We start from the raw sequence: 17,738 nt of genomic DNA on the forward strand, positions 1-17,738 counted from the left end.
ACTTCTATTTTAAAGTCTTATCGACAAAAAGAATACCGTATAAATGGTCGATTTCATGCTGCAAGGCCTGGGCAAGCATCCCTGTGCCGGTAATTTGAAAGGTTTTTCCCGTACGATCCCAGGCAGTTACCGTTACTTTCGCCGCCCGCGATACATCCCCTTGGACACCCGGAATGCTTAAGCATCCTTCGTCGCAAAAAACCTCCTCACCCTCTTGGGCGATGATTTCCGGATTGATCAATTCGATTAATCCTTCCCCCACATCAATCACCACCACAGATTTGGAAATGCCAATCTGGGGGGCAGCCAGCCCCACACCGTTTGCCGCCCGCATGGTATCTGCCATATTTTCCACCAATTTGACAACATTGGGGGTAACCTTGGGCACTTTCTTGGCTTGTTCTCTTAATACCGGGTCTCCTATTTTGACAATCTGATAAACAGCCGTCATCAACAACCCCTCTCTACATCATATTTAACGGTTCCACGTCAATCGCGATTAAAATATTCTTATGGGGGAACCCATCCCTCCTGGCCTGCTCCAAGCCCCGGGCCAATCCGCTGCGCGTCCGGGCCAAGTCATTGGTTTTGATCACCATCTGCATGCGGTAGCGATCCTTAATTTTTTCCAGGGGAGCCGGGGCCGGCCCCAGAATTTCCTCATTTGCCGTCAGTTCCGTCCCAATGTACCGGGCCACGATTTCCACGTTTTTGGCCAGAACAGTCAACCCTTCTCCGGAAAATAACACCCGGATCATGGTCCCAAAGGGAGGATACCCGGATGTCTCCCTCTTCATGATTTCATTTCGATAATAGCCGCCGTAATCCTGTTTGCTGGCGGAAATAAGGGTAGGATCTTCCGGACTATAGGTTTGGAGGACCACCTCTCCGGGCAGTTCTCCCCGTCCGGCCCGGCCTGCTACCTGGGTAATCAATTGAAAGGCCCTTTCTCCCGCCCGCATTTCCGGCAAATGCAGGGAAAGGTCGGCAGAGATAATGCCCACCAGAGTAACCTGAGGAAAATCCAGTCCCTTGGCGATCATCTGAGTCCCCACCAAAACATCGATTTCCCCTTTCTTGACCCCAAAATAAATTTCATCATAGGCCCCTTTCCGGGAGGTGGTGTCCGCGTCTGCCCGGGCAATCCTGGCCTGGGGCAGCAGACGTTTGACTTCTTCTTCCACCCGTTCCGTCCCTGTGCCAAAATGCCGGATGGCACCGGACCCGCACTGGGGACAAATATTTGGAACAGCAATACTATACCCGCAGTAATGACATTTTAACCTGCTGTTCCCTCCGTGAGAAGTTAAGGAGATATTGCAGTGGGGGCACTGCAACACAAAACCGCAATCCCGGCAGGAAACAAAGGTATGATATCCTCTTCTGTTCAAAAACAACAAAATTTGTTCTTTCCGGGCAAAACGTTGGACCATTTTGTCCTGAAGCAGCCTGCTGAAGATGGAGCGGTTGCCCTGTCTCAGTTCCTGCCGCATATCAACAATATGAACAAAGGGCAGAGGCCTGTTGGCGATCCTTTTTTCCATGGTAACCAGGCGGTAGGCTCCCTGGACGGCCTGATAATAGGTTTCCACGCTGGGCGTGGCACTGCCCATCACGAAAAGGGCCCCCTGCATCCGGCATCTTTCCTTTGCTACTTCCCGGGTATGGAACCGGGGAATGTTATCCTGTTTATAGCTTTGTTCATGTTCTTCATCCATGATAATCAGGCCCAGATTGGGGCAGGGGGCAAATACAGCCGACCGGGCCCCCACCACGACCCGAATCTGGCCCAGCGCAATGTGCATCCAGGCATCCCGGCGCTCTCCCAGACTAAGTCCGCTATGCAAAACGGCCACTTTTTCCCCCAAGCGGGATTTGAATACCGCCACCAGTTGGGGGGTAAGAGCGATCTCCGGCACCAATACAATCGATTGCTTTCCTAAATAAATCATTTTTTCAATTAACCGGAGATAAACCTCTGTCTTGCCGCTGCCCGTAACCCCAAATAACAGAACAGGTTTTTTCCCCGAGACGTATTCTTCTTCCATCGCCTGCACGGCCGCCTCCTGTTCCTTTGTCAACACCTCAGGAACAGATGTGATAAAATTCTTTACGCCATATGGGTCCCGGTATATCTCTTCCCTGGATACTCTAATCAACCCTTTAGAGAGTAAAGATTTTAACGAGGACCTGGGTGCTCCCGTCTCCGAGAGAACTTGGGAAACCGGGCTGCCATGATGCACCTGGAGATAGTTTACTATTTCTTTCTGTTTGGGTCCCACTTTCATGAGTGGCAAATTACTTCCCGCATCACACAGGTAGGCACAGTCAACCGCTTTGGCGCTTACCTTTTCATTCGCCATTTTCAGCCCCGCCGGCAGCATACACTGGAGGGCCGATACTTTGGGACACATATAATAATCCCCCATCCAGCAGGCTAAATCAATTAAGTCCTTATGAAACAAAGGAGCCGGGGAAAGAACCGCTTGAATTTCCTTGATGCTTTTTACCTCCGGTTCATCGACAAATCCTACCACAATCCCTTCCGATTTTTCTCGTCCAAAGGGCATGGCAACAACAGAGCCAATTTTCACATTTTCCTTCAGCCGATCGGGGACTTGATAATGGAAAATCCGGTCTACCGCCTCAACAGCTTTATTCACAATGACTTCTACAAACTGGCTTCTAACCGGCAAGATTTTCCCTCCCCAAAATTTTTCCACTCAGATTTATTATATCAGAAAACCCCGGCAGACAAAAGGTGCCGGGGCAAAACATGAAAGGATTATACACAAATGATTGATCCTTTTCTTGACGAAACCAGGTTTAAAGGTTACAATATACTACGCAAGCTGATGTGGCTCAGGGGTAGAGCAGCGCACTCGTAATGCGCAGGTCGTGGGTTCAAATCCCACCATCAGCTCCATACATATCAACGGATTCCGGGTTTATTAAAAACCCGGATTTTTGTTTATCTGCCCAAAATGTGCCCAAATTTTCTTCAAAAATTTTTCATTCGGTACACGGAAAAATAATAATGATTAAAACCAGCAAAAAGAAAAACCCGGATTTCTGGGTTAGTTTAACTCATGAAGTTAATTTAATAACACTTGGAGGCGGACTCATTTTCGCCAGAAACAGTGTCACCGTCTGCCCGCCGGCGCGGATAACATTGATCGCATAATACCGAGTCGTCGCCATTGCCTCTTCCATTAATCTCTAGGTATTGGAGACTTTGAAACCGACTTTTTTGCAGCAACTCCTCCGGTCCGGAGGGACGGGGTTGTTAACACAATTACCTAACACTTTGTTGTCAGTAACCCCGTCTCCCTGATGTCCCCTGACAACCTCTGGGGACTCTTCTTTCTTGATATTTTTATACTTGTACGGTATAATATAGTATAAGTAGTGGTTTTAGGGAGGCAGGCCCATGAAGTATGAAGGATATGTTCCCCCATACACGATTACAGACAATATTATTAGCCTTATTGCTGAAATTAGTGAGTTGATCGGCTCTATATCGGTTAGCAGCAACATGAATTCAAACCCAAAGTTGCGTAGAGATAATCGAATCAGAACAATACACGCCTCTCTTGCCATTGAAAATAATTCATTATCACTCAATCAAGTAACAGACATTATCAATGGAAAACGAGTTTTAGGTGCGCCAAATGAAATCCATGAAGTAAAAAATGCTTATGAAGCATACGAACATCTACTTCAGTACAATCCTTTCTCGGTGAAAGATTTGCTGTCAGCACATCGTGTTTTGATGGATGGTTTAGTAAAAGAAGTCGGAATGTTTCGGGTGGGTGGAGTCGGCGTATTTGCCGGAGAAAATCTGGTTCACATGGCCCCTCCCGCTGATCGTGTACCACAGTTGATAGCCGAATTGTTGCATTGGACAAAAAATGCACAAGTTCATCCGCTCATTAAAAGCTGTGTATTCCATTACGAATTTGAATTTATTCATCCTTTTTCTGATGGAAATGGAAGAATGGGTCGCATGTGGCAGACGCTCTTGTTATACCAATGGAAACCGATTTTCGCATGGCTTCCTGTAGAAACCCTTATTAGGGAACAGCAGGAAGAATACTATAAGGTGTTAGCTGCATCCGATCAGGCAGCCGATTCCGGACCATTTGTTGAATTCTTGTTGCAAATGATATGTGATACGTTGCAAGAGATCGCCAAAACCGTACAAGTTCCCGACCAAGTTACCGTGCAAGTCAAAAAGCTCTTAAATGAATTGGACAATGATACATTATCTGCCAAAGAATTGATGGCAAGGGTTGGATTAAAGCATCGTCCCACTTTTCGGGAAAACTATTTATTGCCAGCTTTAGAACAGAAATTGATTGAGATGACGATTCCCGAAAAGCCAAATAGCAGTAAGCAGAAATACCGAAAAACAAAGATCTGAGATCTCGATTGACCTCAGATTTTTAGTTTGGTGGAGATAGTTGGGATCGAACCGGCGACCTCTTGAATGCCATTCAAGCGCTCTCCCAGCTGAGCTATATCCCCTTTATTTCCATATTAACTTTTTTCTATAAATATCAAAGAAAAAACCGTCCTATTCTAACCGTTCCAAATCCTCAATTTCCAAACAACGCGGCGCAAGTCCTCCGGCAAGCCGGAAAACAGCTTGTATTCGCTCACACCAATGGGTTTTGTCATATCGCGCAGCGCATACTCAGCAACCATCTTATTTTTCTCCTTGCACAGAATGATGCCGATGCTCGGGCTATCCACCTCGGTTTTCAGCATTTGTCTACAGCAGAAAGATAGAAGTTTAGCTTCCCGGTATATTCGGGCTTAAACTTCCCGCTCTTTAGCTCAATGACAAAATAGCAAATCAACATAAAGATCCTCATCGCTAATGGTCAAATGATATTGGTTGACGACAAAAGCAAACCCCGCGCCGGGCTCCAACAGGAAGCGAGTGATTTTCCCTGTAAGCTCCCGCTCAAGATCAGCTTCTTTAATACTCTTTCAAGGTAATGAAGTCGAAAACATAAGGATCTTTCAGCGTTTCCTCCGCAAGCTCACTCTGTGGTGATGGCAGGAGACGCTCAAAATTTGCTGTTTTTTCAGCTAGCGCCTGACGAGCGTATAATTTAGTTTCGATTTGGTGGACAAGAATGTTCCGCGACCAGCCAGCCGTTTTCAATAGTTTTTTCAATATACTATTGCTGCTCTGTTTTGTCTTTTACTTTGTCCATAAGAGCCATATGGTGATACCATGTAATTTGTGCAAGCGTCGCTTGCACAAATTCAAAATCAGGAAATTCCGTCGCAAATTTACGCATATATTTAAGATTACGCACAGAAAAGCCTGTAATTTCAATTCCTTGGTATCAACATCGACAACATAAGCAAGATCTTGAATTAATTTTGCTCCAAGGTGTTTTAAATTCCTTCATTTGCAGCTTTGTCTTATTCAGCCTTAGCTCAATATTATTGCTTCTAGCGTCTTCTGGGGCCATTGCCTGTGGATTGTAAATTGTGCCCAGAATATGGATGATATCCGCTTTATAAGGGGAGAGTTCTTCGGCAACTAAAAGTGTTCCCGATTTAACATCTTCATAATATTTTTCTGTCAATGTATTGTCGTCATCAATATAACCGTATCTTATTAAGCCATTGGTTATCTTATTGGCAAGCTTATGATCAATTACCTGTTCATTTAAACCAGCTGCATCTCTAATTACCTTATTCTCAAACAGTTCAAAAGTAATTTCCCTTGGCCTATCCGCAACGACTTCAGCAATTTCCGTTTGAAGCCGACTAAGGCATTTCTTCTTAACGATATCTGTTCCAGGTTTCTTATTTTTTGATGCCTATTTCTTTTTCTACATCGTCAATAATATCGGCCAAGCGTTTTTGAACATTTTCAGGCAAAGGAGCAGGATTAGCATTATTAATCAGCTCAACAGCCTTTTCTCTGCCTTTAACATCTAATGGTTTAGCGCCTGCAGCTTCCCATACACTTCGGGAATCACGGTCAAATAAGTCGGGCCACACCTGGGAATTGCGCATATTTTTGAGAGTATGTTCCGCACTTAAATATTCCCCTTTGGGACCAATCCTTTGGATCAGTCCCAATGCCAATGTATCTTCATTGACAGGAATGCCTCTTAAAATAAATTGTATCGTCTTAAACATGTCATTTTCTGTTACCATCGAACCAAAGTCTACCGCCATACCCCCTGCTAATGTACCGGACCCAAAAATAATATCCGCACCGGCCAAAGCAGGCAGTAAGGAGCTAATCGCTTTTTCATACCCTGCTTGAACGTCGGTGATTTTGCTGTCCGTCCAAGTACCGGGAGCCACGCAAGGTAAATGATAGAATTGGGCCATTCTGGCAGTGGCGGCGCCAAACATGGCGTGTTCCGCACAACCGGTGGCAGCTATCGCTCTTCTCAAATCCATAATGCTGGTACATGAGCCATACCAAAATGGGCAACCTTTTTTAATAATTTCAGTTAACGTTAAGGCAGCAAGGATTTCCGCATTGTGCAAAGCCAAAGACCCTGCCATGGTTACAGGACCGGTTGCACCCGCCAAAACCATGGACATTGCCATCACAGGCTGAGACGCTTTGGCTAATTCAATGATAGGAGCAGTCACAGCTGTGCTGAAAGTCAAAGGGCTTTTCGGGCAGGAACCTGCAGAAATCAAAGGCCGTTCTGCCAATGCCTCCATACCGCCAACAACTTCAGCGGCCATTTTCACAACAGCTTGGGAAGTAATCCTATCCGGCGTTGTTGTCATAATGTGTTTGCGGGTATTGCTTACATGAGATCGAAATGCATGAATGCCTGAGGTATCGGCATGCACATCCATAGGCTGAATGCAATCCCAGCACATAACGAGATTGTCCAATTGATCGATAAGATGAGCGTAGTCATCTAAATCTTTTTTGTAGCTGGGACGGATTTTTCCAGTTTCAGGGTCGTTGACAGAGACTGCAATGCCTACATTCGCGTAACCAACCCTACCAGTACCCATGGGATAATCAAATTTCGGATCCCTTCCTGCAAGGATAAAAGAAGCGGGAGATACGGTAATGGCTTCTTGTACCAACCATTTGGGGATCTTCACGATGTGTTTGTCATGGTCAACTTTTGCACCGGCACCGGCGAAATACGCTCTTGCATCTTCCTCTTCAACATAGATGCCCGTTGAAGAGAGGATTTCCAGGGACGTATTGTGGATGGCTTCTAATTCATAATCGGAGAACATATTTTTTCCCCATAAAGCCCAGTTTTGAGATTGATGATATTGCATGTTTTTCCCTCCTACATAATTTTTAGAGTTTTCTTTAAAAAGGACCGCTCCCTACCCTCCACTGGAATATTTCATCTCTCTCAATTTGTCCAGCAATATTTGTGCCAATAAGAAATGAAATGATAAAACCAAGTTATACCTGATAAGACACGCTTTTTTTTTAAAAAAAATAAACAAAACAACAGAAGGCAACTGAATTATCTCCATTCAGTTGCCTTCTTGTTTTCAGGCACACGTAACTGCATTATTTTAGTTCATGTATTATTTTTATGCATTAAGGAGTCTCACGAACCTCAATACCAAATTTTTTAATTCGATAATGGAGATTTTGACGCCAAATCCCTAAGTCATCTGCTGTCTTAGAAATATTACCCTGATTCTTCTTAAGTGCTTGTTCAATAAATTTCTTTTCATAATCAGCCAAGGTTTTGTGAAGCTCACCGGAATAGCCAGCTTCAAGATGTTGCTCCATTAATTTTCGAATCCTATTCCTAAAATATACCGGTATATGGTCTAGTTTTAATGTTTTTTTATCCCCATCAACACAGTTCATTCCACTCTCAATAATATTCTCCAATTCCCTCACATTCCCCGGCCAATGATATTTCTCAAAAAGCTCAATTAATGCATCGGAAATTCCTTCCACAAATAATCCAAACTCTCGATTGTATTTTTTTATGAAATTAGCACAAAGCACTTTGATATCTTCTTTTCTTTCCCGCAGAGGCGGAATGTTAATCGCCACTGTTGCTAATCGGAAAAAAAGGTCCGGTCGAATTATCTTTTCGTTTTCAATACGAAACGGATCAACATTCGTTGCACTGACAATTTTACAGTTAACAGGTATTTCCATTGTGCTGCCAATCCTTCTGATCACCTTATCTTGGAGAACCCTTAAAAGCTTTGCTTGCACCGGAAAGGGCATAGAATTAATCTCATCTAAAAAGATAGTCCCTCCTTCAGCTTGTTCAAACAATCCGGGAATATCCACCGCCCCGGTAAAAGCCCCTTTAACTGTGCCAAATAGTACACTCTCAAGAAGTGTTTCCGGGATAGCAGCACAATTAATGGGGACAAAGGGTCCTTTCGCATACAAACTGGCATTATGGATTCCATGGGCAAAAAGTTCTTTTCCCGTGCCGGTTTCTCCAATGATTAAAACAGGGGATTTGTGGGTAGCTACTTTACGGGCAAGTAGTACTGCCTCACAAATTTTTTCACTAATGCCGATAATGTCTTCAAGAAGATACTTTGCTCTATGACTTTGATTGTTTTCTTCCCTGAATAGTTTTTTTTGCATTTCCAGTGTCTTCGCGATAAACTCACCAATTTGATTTACATTACGCCCTACCGTATAAACGGCAGAAATTTGGCCCTTATAATAAAAAGGAAATGTGCTGAATAAAATGCTGGTTTTTCGTCCGTCAGGCAAACTATATTCATAATGCTGCTCCACGACAGATTTGCCTGTTTTTCTTACCTTGTTGGTTACTGTTTCATGGAAGAAATACTCTGATGAAAAGGAATATACATCTTCTTCTCTCCTTCCTAATACTTCTTCCCGTTTCATCCCCTCTGTTTTTTCAACCACACGATTATAGAGAATTATTTCCCCGTTTGCGTTGGTAACAAACACTCCTTCATGAATACAGTCCATGATGGTTTTCAGCAGTTGGTTTTCCCATTCCAGTGCCTTGTTTTCCTGTTTGAGTTCCTCAATTATTTCTTTATCATTTTTCATCACATTAATTCCTCCCAGACAACAGTTTAAACAAACTTTTTATATCTGGAAAAAAGGGACTCTAAATTAACTTTTTTATTGTTAATTTTCATATAAATAATATCACACTTTTGTCAGGCAGTAAGCGTCTAAATGTCTGTAGTCAAGCCTTTGGCCATGGAAACAATGGTATCTGCCAATTGGGCTAATTGATCTACGGCAGGTGTCATTTCAGTGAGCACTGCCGCTTGATGATCCGCGACCGTTGTCACCTCTTTGACAGCAAAATTTATTTGTTGTACGGCAGTTTTTATTTTATCCAGGGTCTGTTTAATATTTTTTGTCGCAACCGAACTGGTATGGGCCAATTTACGGACCTCCTCCGCAACAACAGCGAACCCGCGGCCTTGTTCCCCAACACGGGCGGCCTCGATCGCCGCGTTCAGCCCGATCAAATTAGTTTGGTCGGCGATTTTACGAATCACTTGAATAATATCATCTGTTTCCCCAACTTGAGAATTTGCTTCCCGGGATGTACTGCCCAATGCCTGACCGGTGGCAGATAGTTCTTCTGCTTCCGCAGCAACTTGTTGGATCGTGGTCTCAAATGTCTTGATCTGTTGTTCTATAGACTTAGCGATTTCAAGTAGTTTCTCTTTTCTTTCCACTGATTGATAAAGCTCGATACCGCCTACAACTTCATTGTTTTCAAAAATCGGTACCGCCACACAAATATAGGCCACCCCATAAAACTCTTTCGGCACCTCTTCGATTACCCGTACCCTTTTTTGCATGGCTTTGTATACTGCCAATTCCGGTAAGAGCGGTTCTCCCACATAGGTTTCCTTATCAAAATGAAAAGTCCTGGGATTTACATCCCAAATCACCTTTTCTCGATCAAAAAGACATAATCCCACATCGTCAACAGTAAATTGGTTTATATACGGGGCAACTGCCAGAAAATGTTCGAGTATTGCATATAGTTTTTCGTTGCTCGACATTGCTCGCACCACCTTTGTTAAATTTAGCTATGGAAATACAAGCGTCCTGAGTTTTTATCAGCCGGCCCGATCGTACAAAAAGACGCCTTCAGACATATCTGCAGGCGTCTAATGATGCGTCTGACTTTAATTACTCATACAAACCGTTCCTGTGGGCAGTTAAATATTTCATGCAGAACTCATCCTTGCCCAAGAGGGCTTGGGAAGCATAAACAAATCCCATCATGGTCTTGTCCAGGGGATCAAGGATATAGCCGTCCATCCCCATGGTCATGGTCTGAATCATAAATACCTGATTTAAGATTTTCCGGTTCGGCAGGCCATAAGATATATTGCTCAAACCACAGATTCCATGTACCTTGGGATATTTCTGCTTGATGCTATAGATGGTTTCCAAAACTTCCAAGCCCGCCTTATCTCCCGTACTCACCGGCTTCACCAGGGGATCCAGGTAAATGTCATCTTCCGGTACCCCGGCGGTGACCATATCGCCAACCAGTTTATCGGCAATTTTCAATCTGTCCGCAGCAGTTTCCGGCATGCCGGAATCATCCATACAGAGACCGACAATTTTTGCTTTGTACTTCAGTACAAAGGGCAGAATGGTAGCAAAGCGTTCTTTTTCTGCCGTAATCGAGTTGATCATGGGCTGGCCGTTTTTCACCAAAGACAGGCCCATTTCTAATGCTTTGGCGTTGGGGCTGTCCAAACACAAAGGGGCACTTACCTGGGATTGCACCGTTTCCACCAGCCAGGCCATGGTTTCTTCTTCGTTAAAGACCATGGTGCCGCAGTTAACATCGACATAATCGGCGCCGGCATCCACCTGTCTTTGGGCCATATCCTTAATGAAAGCAGCGTCCCTGCTTTCTACGGCAGGTTTGATCGCCTTCCGGCTGGTATTGATCAGTTCTCCTACTATGAGCATTCTTTTTCTCCTTTACTTACCCAATAACTTTTTACAGAGTTCTACAGCAGATGCAGCATCCGGCGCAAATCCGTCAGCCCCGATTTCATCGGCGAAATCCTGGGAGATCGGAGCCCCACCTACGATACATTTGACTTTCAAACCTTCTTCTTTTATTAGTTCAATCGTGTCTTTCATGTGCAGCATGGTGGTGGTTAAGAGAGCAGACATAGCAACAATATCAGGGTGATGTTCTTGAACGGCTGCCACGAATTTTTCCGGGGCAATGTCGATCCCTAAGTTGACCACTTTAAATCCGCCGCTCTCGAGCATCATGGCTACCAGGTTCTTTCCGATGTCATGGAGGTCACCTTTGACGGTTCCGATCAATATTTTACCGACGGAAGGCATATCTTTATCTGCGATCAACGGTTTGACGATTTCAATACCGGCGGCCATAGATTTAGCAGCCATTAGCACTTCTGGCACAAACATCTCTCCATTTTTGAAACGGGCGCCGACAACATTCATGCCGGCGATTAAGCCGTTGTTGATGATTTCCAGCGGGTTAGTACCGGCGGCTACCATGGCCTGGGTTTGTTCTTTTACCTGGGCCTCCTTTCCGGAAATTACGCTTTGGGATAATGCTTCAAAATTTGCCATTCTTTTTTCCTCCTCTAATTTAATCTAAATTTTTTAGTTCGATGACTTATCTGGTAATTTATAAATGATAAATCTGTTTATCCCCCCTTATTTCTTTAGTATTATTTAATCTTGTGCTACAGCATTTTCAGCTCTGGCATATGTCATAGATAATCTAATAAAGTCTTTCACTCACAAACGGGAGCCCCATCCTTGAGTAAGATATGTGGCAGAATATTTGTAATATGTTATGATTCTGGAAAGAGGTCAATATATTCTTTAATTTTACTTTCTTTCATGATCCGGTCAATCACGGTACATCTTTTTTCCCAAGCCTCTTGCCGTGTATGCCCGCTGATGATTAGAGTGGCCACCCACTCCTTTTTTCCAGGGTAGTAATTAGTGATGGCTTCATCAGCACCGAAAAAGTTTGTGTTTAAATTCAATGGACCTGCTTCACCCATGATATGTTCTCCGCACACTTTTACGGTATCCGGAGAAACTGAAATATGCTCGTATATCGCTCCCCGGGTGTTTGCTGAATCAGTTGGCCACTTTATCTTACTGGTAATAAAATTCTTGCCTAAAACTTCCACCATATTAATTCCGCTGGATTTGTAAACCACCGTGGGTGTTATGAGAAATACTTCCCAGCCCGCCTTTTGGGCTAGATATGCTGCTTCAACTCCCTGAAGTTTCCCACCTACGATGGCGGCCCTCATATTACTCCTCCCATAACCCGTTTCACCATACGCTGTCTTTTATTGACCCAATTGATATATTCCATTGCAGAGGCAGGAGCTAGACCAAGCTCCTCCAGTGTTTCCGTGACACGTTTTACCGTCCTGTTCCCATCTTCAATATCAAGATCGCTATTTGATACTCCGGCCAGTCCGGCCTGGGGAGGGATGATGGATGTAACTACATTGGCGCCGGCGTCCAACCTTTGTTTTAGTCCATTAATCCCATCTACATCCAGGGAAGCCGGGATCAAGCGGTCCGGGAACATTAGTCTCATCACGGCAATAATAATTAATTCGCGCATGCGCGAGGGCGGTGTCCATTCTCCCATCGGCGTTTGTTTTTGGGGAACAAAAGTCATTACTCTAACCTGTTCCGCTCCCAGATTTTCCATATTCAGAAGAGAGTTGGCCACATCCAGGTCCGTATCTCCGATTCCGGTGAGAATTCCTTCTTCTATCAACATACCTATTCGATGAGCAGCCTCTTTCGCTGCAAAGCGTTCCTCATAATCCTGATACAGCCTCAATTTGGCATACAATTCGGGGGTATGGGTTTCTTGGTATAAGGCATACCAGTTTACGCCCAGCCTCTTAAATTCTTTCATAATCCTTTGGGGAACGACACCGGGGGAAATCATCAATGGCAGGTCCGTACTCTTTTTTACTTTTTCAATGATGCCGCATAGTTTATCTAGCCTTGCATCACCTAGTATAAATTCCGGGTCTTCCCCCATCGTCAGGTCCAGCAAATGCACGCCGGATTCCGCCAGCGAGGAGGCGGTCTCCACGATCTCTGCTTCATTCTTCCGGTAACGGCTTAAGCTTTGATTAGATTTTCGGTAAAGGCAAAAGCTGCAATCATTCCGGCAATGGGTAGAAAAATAAACAAAGCCATATAAAAATATTTTGTTCTCAAAATGCTTGCAGCGCAGTCTTCTCGCCGTGCTAAAGATTTGACTGATTTCTTCCTGCCTGTTTAATCCCAACAAATAGAGGATTTCTTTTTTTGATAAAGTTATTTCATGATAAGCCCGGTCTAAAATTTGTGCTAAATAATCATAACCATCTATTTGGATCATGGAATCCACCTTCTATCACTTTTAAATAATCCTTTACCAAGACGGAAGACCTGCCGAGGATACCGGGCAAAAACTGGCGGGGAGTCCGGGAGCTGCACCCGGCTGCACGAATTTAGAGTCCGCGTGATCTATCCGATCCACCCCCCCTATTCAGTACAAATCGCGTTAATGTCTATTGCTTAATTAATCATAATTTTAGGTTACAATCTGATTGGCAGGATTTTCAGCCTGTTCCAGCAGTTTTTTTTCCTGAGCACGTTCAGTAAGTTGCAGCCAGGTGAGGGCTGCCAAAACAATGGCAATTCCCAACATCTGGGATCCCATCAGGCTTTGTTGAAATATGACAAAACCTAAAATCGACGCGACCACCGGGTCCAGACTGTACATGATTGTTACGAGGGGAGCCTCTAAATATCCATAGGCAGTTAATAAGAAGTAATAGCTTAAAACCATCGGAAAAATGCCAAACCCTAAGATGGCAAGGATTACCGGGAAACCATGGGCTTGGACATTGGTAACAACCTCTCCAATTACACTCCAGGGAGGATTCATAAAAGATAAAACGATAATGGCAAACAAGTTGGTATACATTAGATATGCGTCATAATCATACCCCAGGTCCACCGCCCACTTACAGAGAAGAAATCCCCCGGCAAAAGAAAGTATTACCAGTGCCATCCAAAAAAGCCCTATGGAACTAGCGGCTATCGTACCAAACACATTTAATATTAATGAGATGCCCAAAATTGTTGCTATGCCGGAAAACACCTTAACTAATGTTATTTTGTTATTCCACAAAAGTCTGGCCGCAATCATGACGATAAAGTAGTTTAAAAAAGTAAGAATGGAGGCAACCGCCAGAGGAACACCTTTACTCAAAGCTACGGCATAGCACCAGGTAGATCCTATTACCCCAATAACCCCTACTAAAACATAGATAATTAGTCCCCTTAGATCAACTTTTAATACTTGGGGCTTCTGGATTAATACCCTGGCCAGAAAAAAGATCACCATCAAGGCTGGTCCTAAAATGGAAATTGCCGTTTCCGTAAACCCGAAACCGATCAAAAAATTTACAAAGGTGCCAAAGGTACCCCAACAAACACCTGCTAATATCGCATAAACAAATCCTTTCATGGTATTACTCATTGACAGCAGCCCCTTTCGTTTTTTGTTTCTTTATTTGATGATGTGTTGTTAGACTGTACAGGCACCTACCCGCTTAGTCTAACAACACAAATACTCCGGGCTATTTCTTGGTTGCCAATACTTTTTCAGCATTTGTTACGATTTGGCGGATTTTGGTAATAACTTCTTCGGGCAATACTTGGGGTTTATGGTGTTCAAGGATTCTTTGAGCCTCCTCGGCAGCTCTTTCTGCCATATCTTTGCTGCCCTTGCTTTTCCAGTCCTCACGGTTATTCCTGTCCATGATTTTAGGTACAGACTGAAGCTGCTTAAATAATCTAAATGTATGTTCTTCACCCAGGTATTGTCCCTTAATACCTACACTATGAATCACATCCACAGCCAGAGTCTCTTCATTCACAGGTACACCGGCCAGGACGGTTTTAAACATTCTGATAAAATCGGCATCCGCAACCACTTGGCCAAGGCTCATGATGATTCCACTGTCTAACATTCCCGGTCCGTAAATCATATTAGCCCCTGCTAATATGGGTAGGATGGCTGTTAAAGTTTTTTCATGGCCAGCTTGCATATCCGGTACCTTGCTGTCAGTCTACCCACCGGCTACTAAACTGGGAACGTTGTACATTCTGCATAAAGCCGCAACCCCTGCACTAATTAAACCCAGTTCGGGACATCCTACCATTGCGGCTGCATTATGTCTCATGTCTAATGTTCCCGTAGAACTGCCGTAAATAAATGGCGTGCCCCTATTAACAAGTTGCGATAGAGTTAGGGCGCCAAGAATTTCTGCATTCATGACTACTAATGCACCAGCCAAAGTAACAGGACCCATACCGCCTGACATCGCCATAGACAAAATCATTGCCGGAATCCGCGCTTTAGCTGCCTCAATTGTGGCGGCCACAGTGCTTTCCGGAATTGTTAGAGGACTAATGGTACAACCCCCAAGCATCATGATTGGGCGTTCCTTAAGATTATCCATACCACCCGCTGCTGCTGCGCCCATTTCTAATAGAATCTGTGCTGTTTGTTTGTTTTCCGGGCTGGCTAAAACGTTTTTGGAGGTATTGGTCAGTGGGGCTTCAAAGCCATGAATACATGCTACATGGGGATCAACATCACGAGCAACCATCGTGTCAAAACAGAAATCATATTCATCCAGGTAATCAACAATCCTTGCACAGTCAGCTATATCTTGCTTGGTCGTTTCTCGTAAAACCCCTGTATATGGGTCTACAATTTCAATACCTAAACCAAAAGGACAAAAATATACTCTACCCTCTTCAAGAATAATGTCATACTTGGGGTCTTTTCCTGCCAGGAAAACACTTGCGGGAGCACTCTTTATGGCTTCTTCAACCATATATCCCGGTATTTTAACCACTTTCTTTTGATGATCAACGATCGCTCCACCCCGTTCAAAATACTCCAAAGCTTCCTCATCAGTAATGTTTAACCCTGTTCTTTCAAGCACTTCCAATGTAGCCAAATGTATAAAATGCAAGTCCCCTTCCGAAAACAACTGTAGGCTTGCCCCAGAAAATGAGGCATATCCGGCGTTCGTGTTTCGTTTCACCAATTACCCTCCCTTAATCAAATTTTCTCTATAAGTCCAACCTGTTGTTCTATCCTCCCTCCCCGGTTATTTGATTCCCAGCTCCTTTTCAATCTGCTCGATAGTTGATCTAATCTCTGATGCCACTTTTTCCGGAAGCGGATCAGGTTTTTGGGTTGCTAGTATATTTAATACCTCTTCCTTTGCTTTTCCAATCAAATTAGGTTTGCCTTGTTCAATCCATGCATCCCTGTTTGTCCTGTCGATCAATCGCGGGGATACATGGGCACTCTTCATGTGAGTCATGGTATGGTCTTCCATCAGGAAGTGACCACCGGCACCTACCTGCTTGATCACATCCACTGCCATACTTTCATCATTTACGGGTATCCCCTGAAGAAGCCTTCTTAGCATCCTAACCATTTCGTTGTCTGCAACATACTGGGCATAACCAAAGGTCATTCCCATCTCTAACATCCCTGATCCGTAAATGATGTTAGCCCCTGCCAACATCGGGAGCATATAAGTTAGAGTTTTCTCATGCCCGGCTTGCAGATCGGAATCTTTACTGTCTGCCTACCCGCCAGCTACAAAACTCGGTAAATTATAGAATTGGGCCAACTTAGCAACAGCACTGCTAATAAGGCTTAATTCCGGGCTACCGACTGTAGCCATCGCTTTCCTTAAATCCAGGTTGGTCGTGGAGCTTCCGTATATAACCGGCGCACCTTTTTGAACTAATTGACTTAGTACAACTCCTGTCAATAACTCAGCATTTTGGGTGACTAAAGTTCCAGCCAATGTAACAGGACTTGTCCCTCCTGCCATTGCCATCGAGACCAGCAAAAAGGGCAATTCGGCTTTTGCGTACTCAATCATACTTTCACAAAGTCCCTCAGACCATGACAAAGGGCTAATTGGGCATCCACCTCCGGTAATAATGGGACGGTCTTTTAATTTTTCTTTACCACCTATTACTTTCCCGGCCATTTCAATTAATACTTGGGCTGAATGCGTGTCCTCGGGGCTGGTAAAAACATGTTTTGTCGTATTATTGATGTGCCCTTCAAAGGAATGGTAACAAACGGTTCTTTGATCTACGTCTCTAGGTATTACCGTGTCAAAGCAAAAATCCATTTGGTCTAAAGCATCTGTGATGGTGGCCAGTTGGCAGATATCCTTTTTGGTTGATTTCCGATATTCTCCATTTTCATCAACAACCATAACCCCGGTTCCAAAAGGAATAAAGTTTACTCGACCGTACTCCAAGATCACATCGTTTTTGGGATCTCTTCCCGCCATCAAAACCTTACCCGGAGCTGTACGTACGGCTTCCTCCACCATATAGGCGGGAATTTTGACATTCTGTTTCTCTCTATCAACTTTAGCTCCACCCTGTTCAAAAATATCCATAGCCTTAGGACTTTGCACATTAATACCTGTTTTTCCCATTACCTCAAGGGTATTTGAGTGAATTGCTTCAAGATCATTGTCCGAAAACAATTGAACTCCACAGCCAACCCATGTGTTATACCCTGCTGCTGTGTTTCTTTTCATAACTTGCACCTCCAATGTTTCAGCATGATGTTAGTTAAATGTAAAAATCAAGGTCTTACTAATCACCTCACAACTTTCTTAAGATA

The 17,738-nt window shown here is 44.0% G+C and carries 13 protein-coding genes, 2 tRNA genes and 3 pseudogenes; 2 read left to right on the forward strand and 16 right to left on the reverse strand.

Translation table 11 applies throughout. From position 1 onward, the window contains the following. Window positions 1–4: 4 nt before the first annotated feature. Together def and priA are read right to left on the reverse strand one after the other, a co-directional pair. Complete coding sequence (def, locus tag DCMF_RS07850) at window positions 5–451, reverse strand: peptide deformylase (protein WP_148133919.1); 447 nt, start codon at window positions 449–451, stop codon at window positions 5–7. Window positions 452–464: 13 nt separating this feature from the next. After that, window positions 465–2,696: a primosomal protein N' gene (priA, locus tag DCMF_RS07855; RefSeq protein WP_148133920.1), complete on the reverse strand. Its 2,232-nt coding sequence runs from the start codon at window positions 2,694–2,696 to the stop codon at window positions 465–467. A gap of 155 nt (window positions 2,697–2,851) precedes the next feature. Here priA and DCMF_RS07860 point away from each other — a divergent pair. Beyond that, window positions 2,852–2,926, forward strand: a tRNA-Thr gene (locus tag DCMF_RS07860). Between the two features lie 504 nt (window positions 2,927–3,430). Further along, window positions 3,431–4,423, forward strand: coding sequence for a Fic family protein (locus DCMF_RS07865; RefSeq protein ID WP_148133921.1), 993 nt, complete (start codon window positions 3,431–3,433; stop codon window positions 4,421–4,423). 28 nt (window positions 4,424–4,451) lie between these two features. Here DCMF_RS07865 and DCMF_RS07870 read toward each other — a convergent pair. The 14 genes and pseudogenes from DCMF_RS07870 to mttB (DCMF_RS29615) form a co-directional block, all read right to left on the reverse strand. After that, a tRNA-Ala gene (locus tag DCMF_RS07870) sits at window positions 4,452–4,527 on the reverse strand. Between the two features lie 54 nt (window positions 4,528–4,581). Then, window positions 4,582–4,935: pseudogene (locus DCMF_RS29595) on the reverse strand (PDDEXK nuclease domain-containing protein). Between the two features lie 49 nt (window positions 4,936–4,984). Then, complete coding sequence (locus DCMF_RS29600; protein ID WP_236860217.1) at window positions 4,985–5,185, reverse strand: hypothetical protein; 201 nt, start codon at window positions 5,183–5,185, stop codon at window positions 4,985–4,987. Window positions 5,186–5,189: 4 nt separating this feature from the next. Then, entirely contained in the window at window positions 5,190–5,312 is a 123-nt protein-coding gene (locus tag DCMF_RS29605) for a DUF1016 N-terminal domain-containing protein (protein ID WP_236860312.1), read from the reverse strand. Window positions 5,313–5,829: 517 nt separating this feature from the next. Continuing rightward, window positions 5,830–7,296 (reverse strand): [trimethylamine--corrinoid protein] Co-methyltransferase, encoded by a 1,467-nt coding sequence (mttB, locus tag DCMF_RS07880; protein WP_148133922.1) that lies wholly within the window; start codon window positions 7,294–7,296, stop codon window positions 5,830–5,832. A 274-nt stretch (window positions 7,297–7,570) separates the two neighbouring features. Next, window positions 7,571–9,037 carry a sigma-54 interaction domain-containing protein gene (locus DCMF_RS07885; protein ID WP_148133923.1) on the reverse strand — a complete coding sequence of 489 codons (1,467 nt, stop codon included), beginning with the start codon at window positions 9,035–9,037 and terminating at the stop codon, window positions 7,571–7,573. 128 nt (window positions 9,038–9,165) lie between these two features. Then, window positions 9,166–10,017 (reverse strand): methyl-accepting chemotaxis protein, encoded by an 852-nt coding sequence (locus tag DCMF_RS07890; protein ID WP_148133924.1) that lies wholly within the window; start codon window positions 10,015–10,017, stop codon window positions 9,166–9,168. Between the two features lie 130 nt (window positions 10,018–10,147). Further along, on the reverse strand, window positions 10,148–10,945 hold the full coding sequence (locus tag DCMF_RS07895) for a methyltetrahydrofolate cobalamin methyltransferase (protein WP_148133925.1): 798 nt from the start codon (window positions 10,943–10,945) through the stop codon (window positions 10,148–10,150). A gap of 12 nt (window positions 10,946–10,957) precedes the next feature. Further along, window positions 10,958–11,587: a cobalamin B12-binding domain-containing protein gene (locus DCMF_RS07900; protein WP_148133926.1), complete on the reverse strand. Its 630-nt coding sequence runs from the start codon at window positions 11,585–11,587 to the stop codon at window positions 10,958–10,960. 227 nt (window positions 11,588–11,814) lie between these two features. Next, on the reverse strand, window positions 11,815–12,288 hold the full coding sequence (locus DCMF_RS07905; protein ID WP_148133927.1) for a hypothetical protein: 474 nt from the start codon (window positions 12,286–12,288) through the stop codon (window positions 11,815–11,817). Beyond that, a complete protein-coding gene (pylB, locus tag DCMF_RS07910) occupies window positions 12,285–13,388 on the reverse strand; it encodes a methylornithine synthase PylB (RefSeq protein WP_148133928.1) in 1,104 nt (367 codons plus the stop codon). Before pylB ends, DCMF_RS07905 begins: the two co-directional genes overlap by 4 nt. A 195-nt stretch (window positions 13,389–13,583) precedes the next feature. Next, window positions 13,584–14,537: a DMT family transporter gene (locus tag DCMF_RS07915; protein WP_148133929.1), complete on the reverse strand. Its 954-nt coding sequence runs from the start codon at window positions 14,535–14,537 to the stop codon at window positions 13,584–13,586. Between the two features lie 100 nt (window positions 14,538–14,637). Next, window positions 14,638–16,116, reverse strand: a pseudogene (gene mttB / locus DCMF_RS29610) ([trimethylamine--corrinoid protein] Co-methyltransferase). 66 nt (window positions 16,117–16,182) lie between these two features. Next, window positions 16,183–17,652, reverse strand: a pseudogene (mttB, locus tag DCMF_RS29615) ([trimethylamine--corrinoid protein] Co-methyltransferase). Window positions 17,653–17,738: the final 86 nt, after the last annotated feature.

Source organism: Candidatus Formimonas warabiya, assembly GCF_002777255.1.
Classification (GTDB): domain Bacteria; phylum Bacillota; class Dehalobacteriia; order Dehalobacteriales; family Dehalobacteriaceae; genus Formimonas; species Formimonas warabiya.

Excerpts from the sequence above, each read along its gene's own strand:
- def (WP_148133919.1), bottom strand. The coding sequence starts at position 451 with ATGACGGCTGTTTATCAGATTGTCAAAATAGGAGACCCGGTATTAAGA.
- DCMF_RS07865 (WP_148133921.1), top strand. The coding sequence starts at position 3,431 with ATGAAGTATGAAGGATATGTTCCCCCATACACGATTACAGACAATATT.
- DCMF_RS29605 (WP_236860312.1), bottom strand. The coding sequence starts at position 5,312 with ATGCGTAAATTTGCGACGGAATTTCCTGATTTTGAATTTGTGCAAGCG.
- mttB (WP_148133922.1), bottom strand. The coding sequence starts at position 7,296 with ATGCAATATCATCAATCTCAAAACTGGGCTTTATGGGGAAAAAATATG.
- DCMF_RS07885 (WP_148133923.1), bottom strand. The coding sequence starts at position 9,037 with ATGAAAAATGATAAAGAAATAATTGAGGAACTCAAACAGGAAAACAAG.
- DCMF_RS07890 (WP_148133924.1), bottom strand. The coding sequence starts at position 10,017 with ATGTCGAGCAACGAAAAACTATATGCAATACTCGAACATTTTCTGGCA.
- DCMF_RS07895 (WP_148133925.1), bottom strand. The coding sequence starts at position 10,945 with ATGCTCATAGTAGGAGAACTGATCAATACCAGCCGGAAGGCGATCAAA.
- DCMF_RS07900 (WP_148133926.1), bottom strand. The coding sequence starts at position 11,587 with ATGGCAAATTTTGAAGCATTATCCCAAAGCGTAATTTCCGGAAAGGAG.
- DCMF_RS07905 (WP_148133927.1), bottom strand. The coding sequence starts at position 12,288 with ATGAGGGCCGCCATCGTAGGTGGGAAACTTCAGGGAGTTGAAGCAGCA.
- pylB (WP_148133928.1), bottom strand. The coding sequence starts at position 13,388 with ATGATCCAAATAGATGGTTATGATTATTTAGCACAAATTTTAGACCGG.
- DCMF_RS07915 (WP_148133929.1), bottom strand. The coding sequence starts at position 14,537 with ATGAGTAATACCATGAAAGGATTTGTTTATGCGATATTAGCAGGTGTT.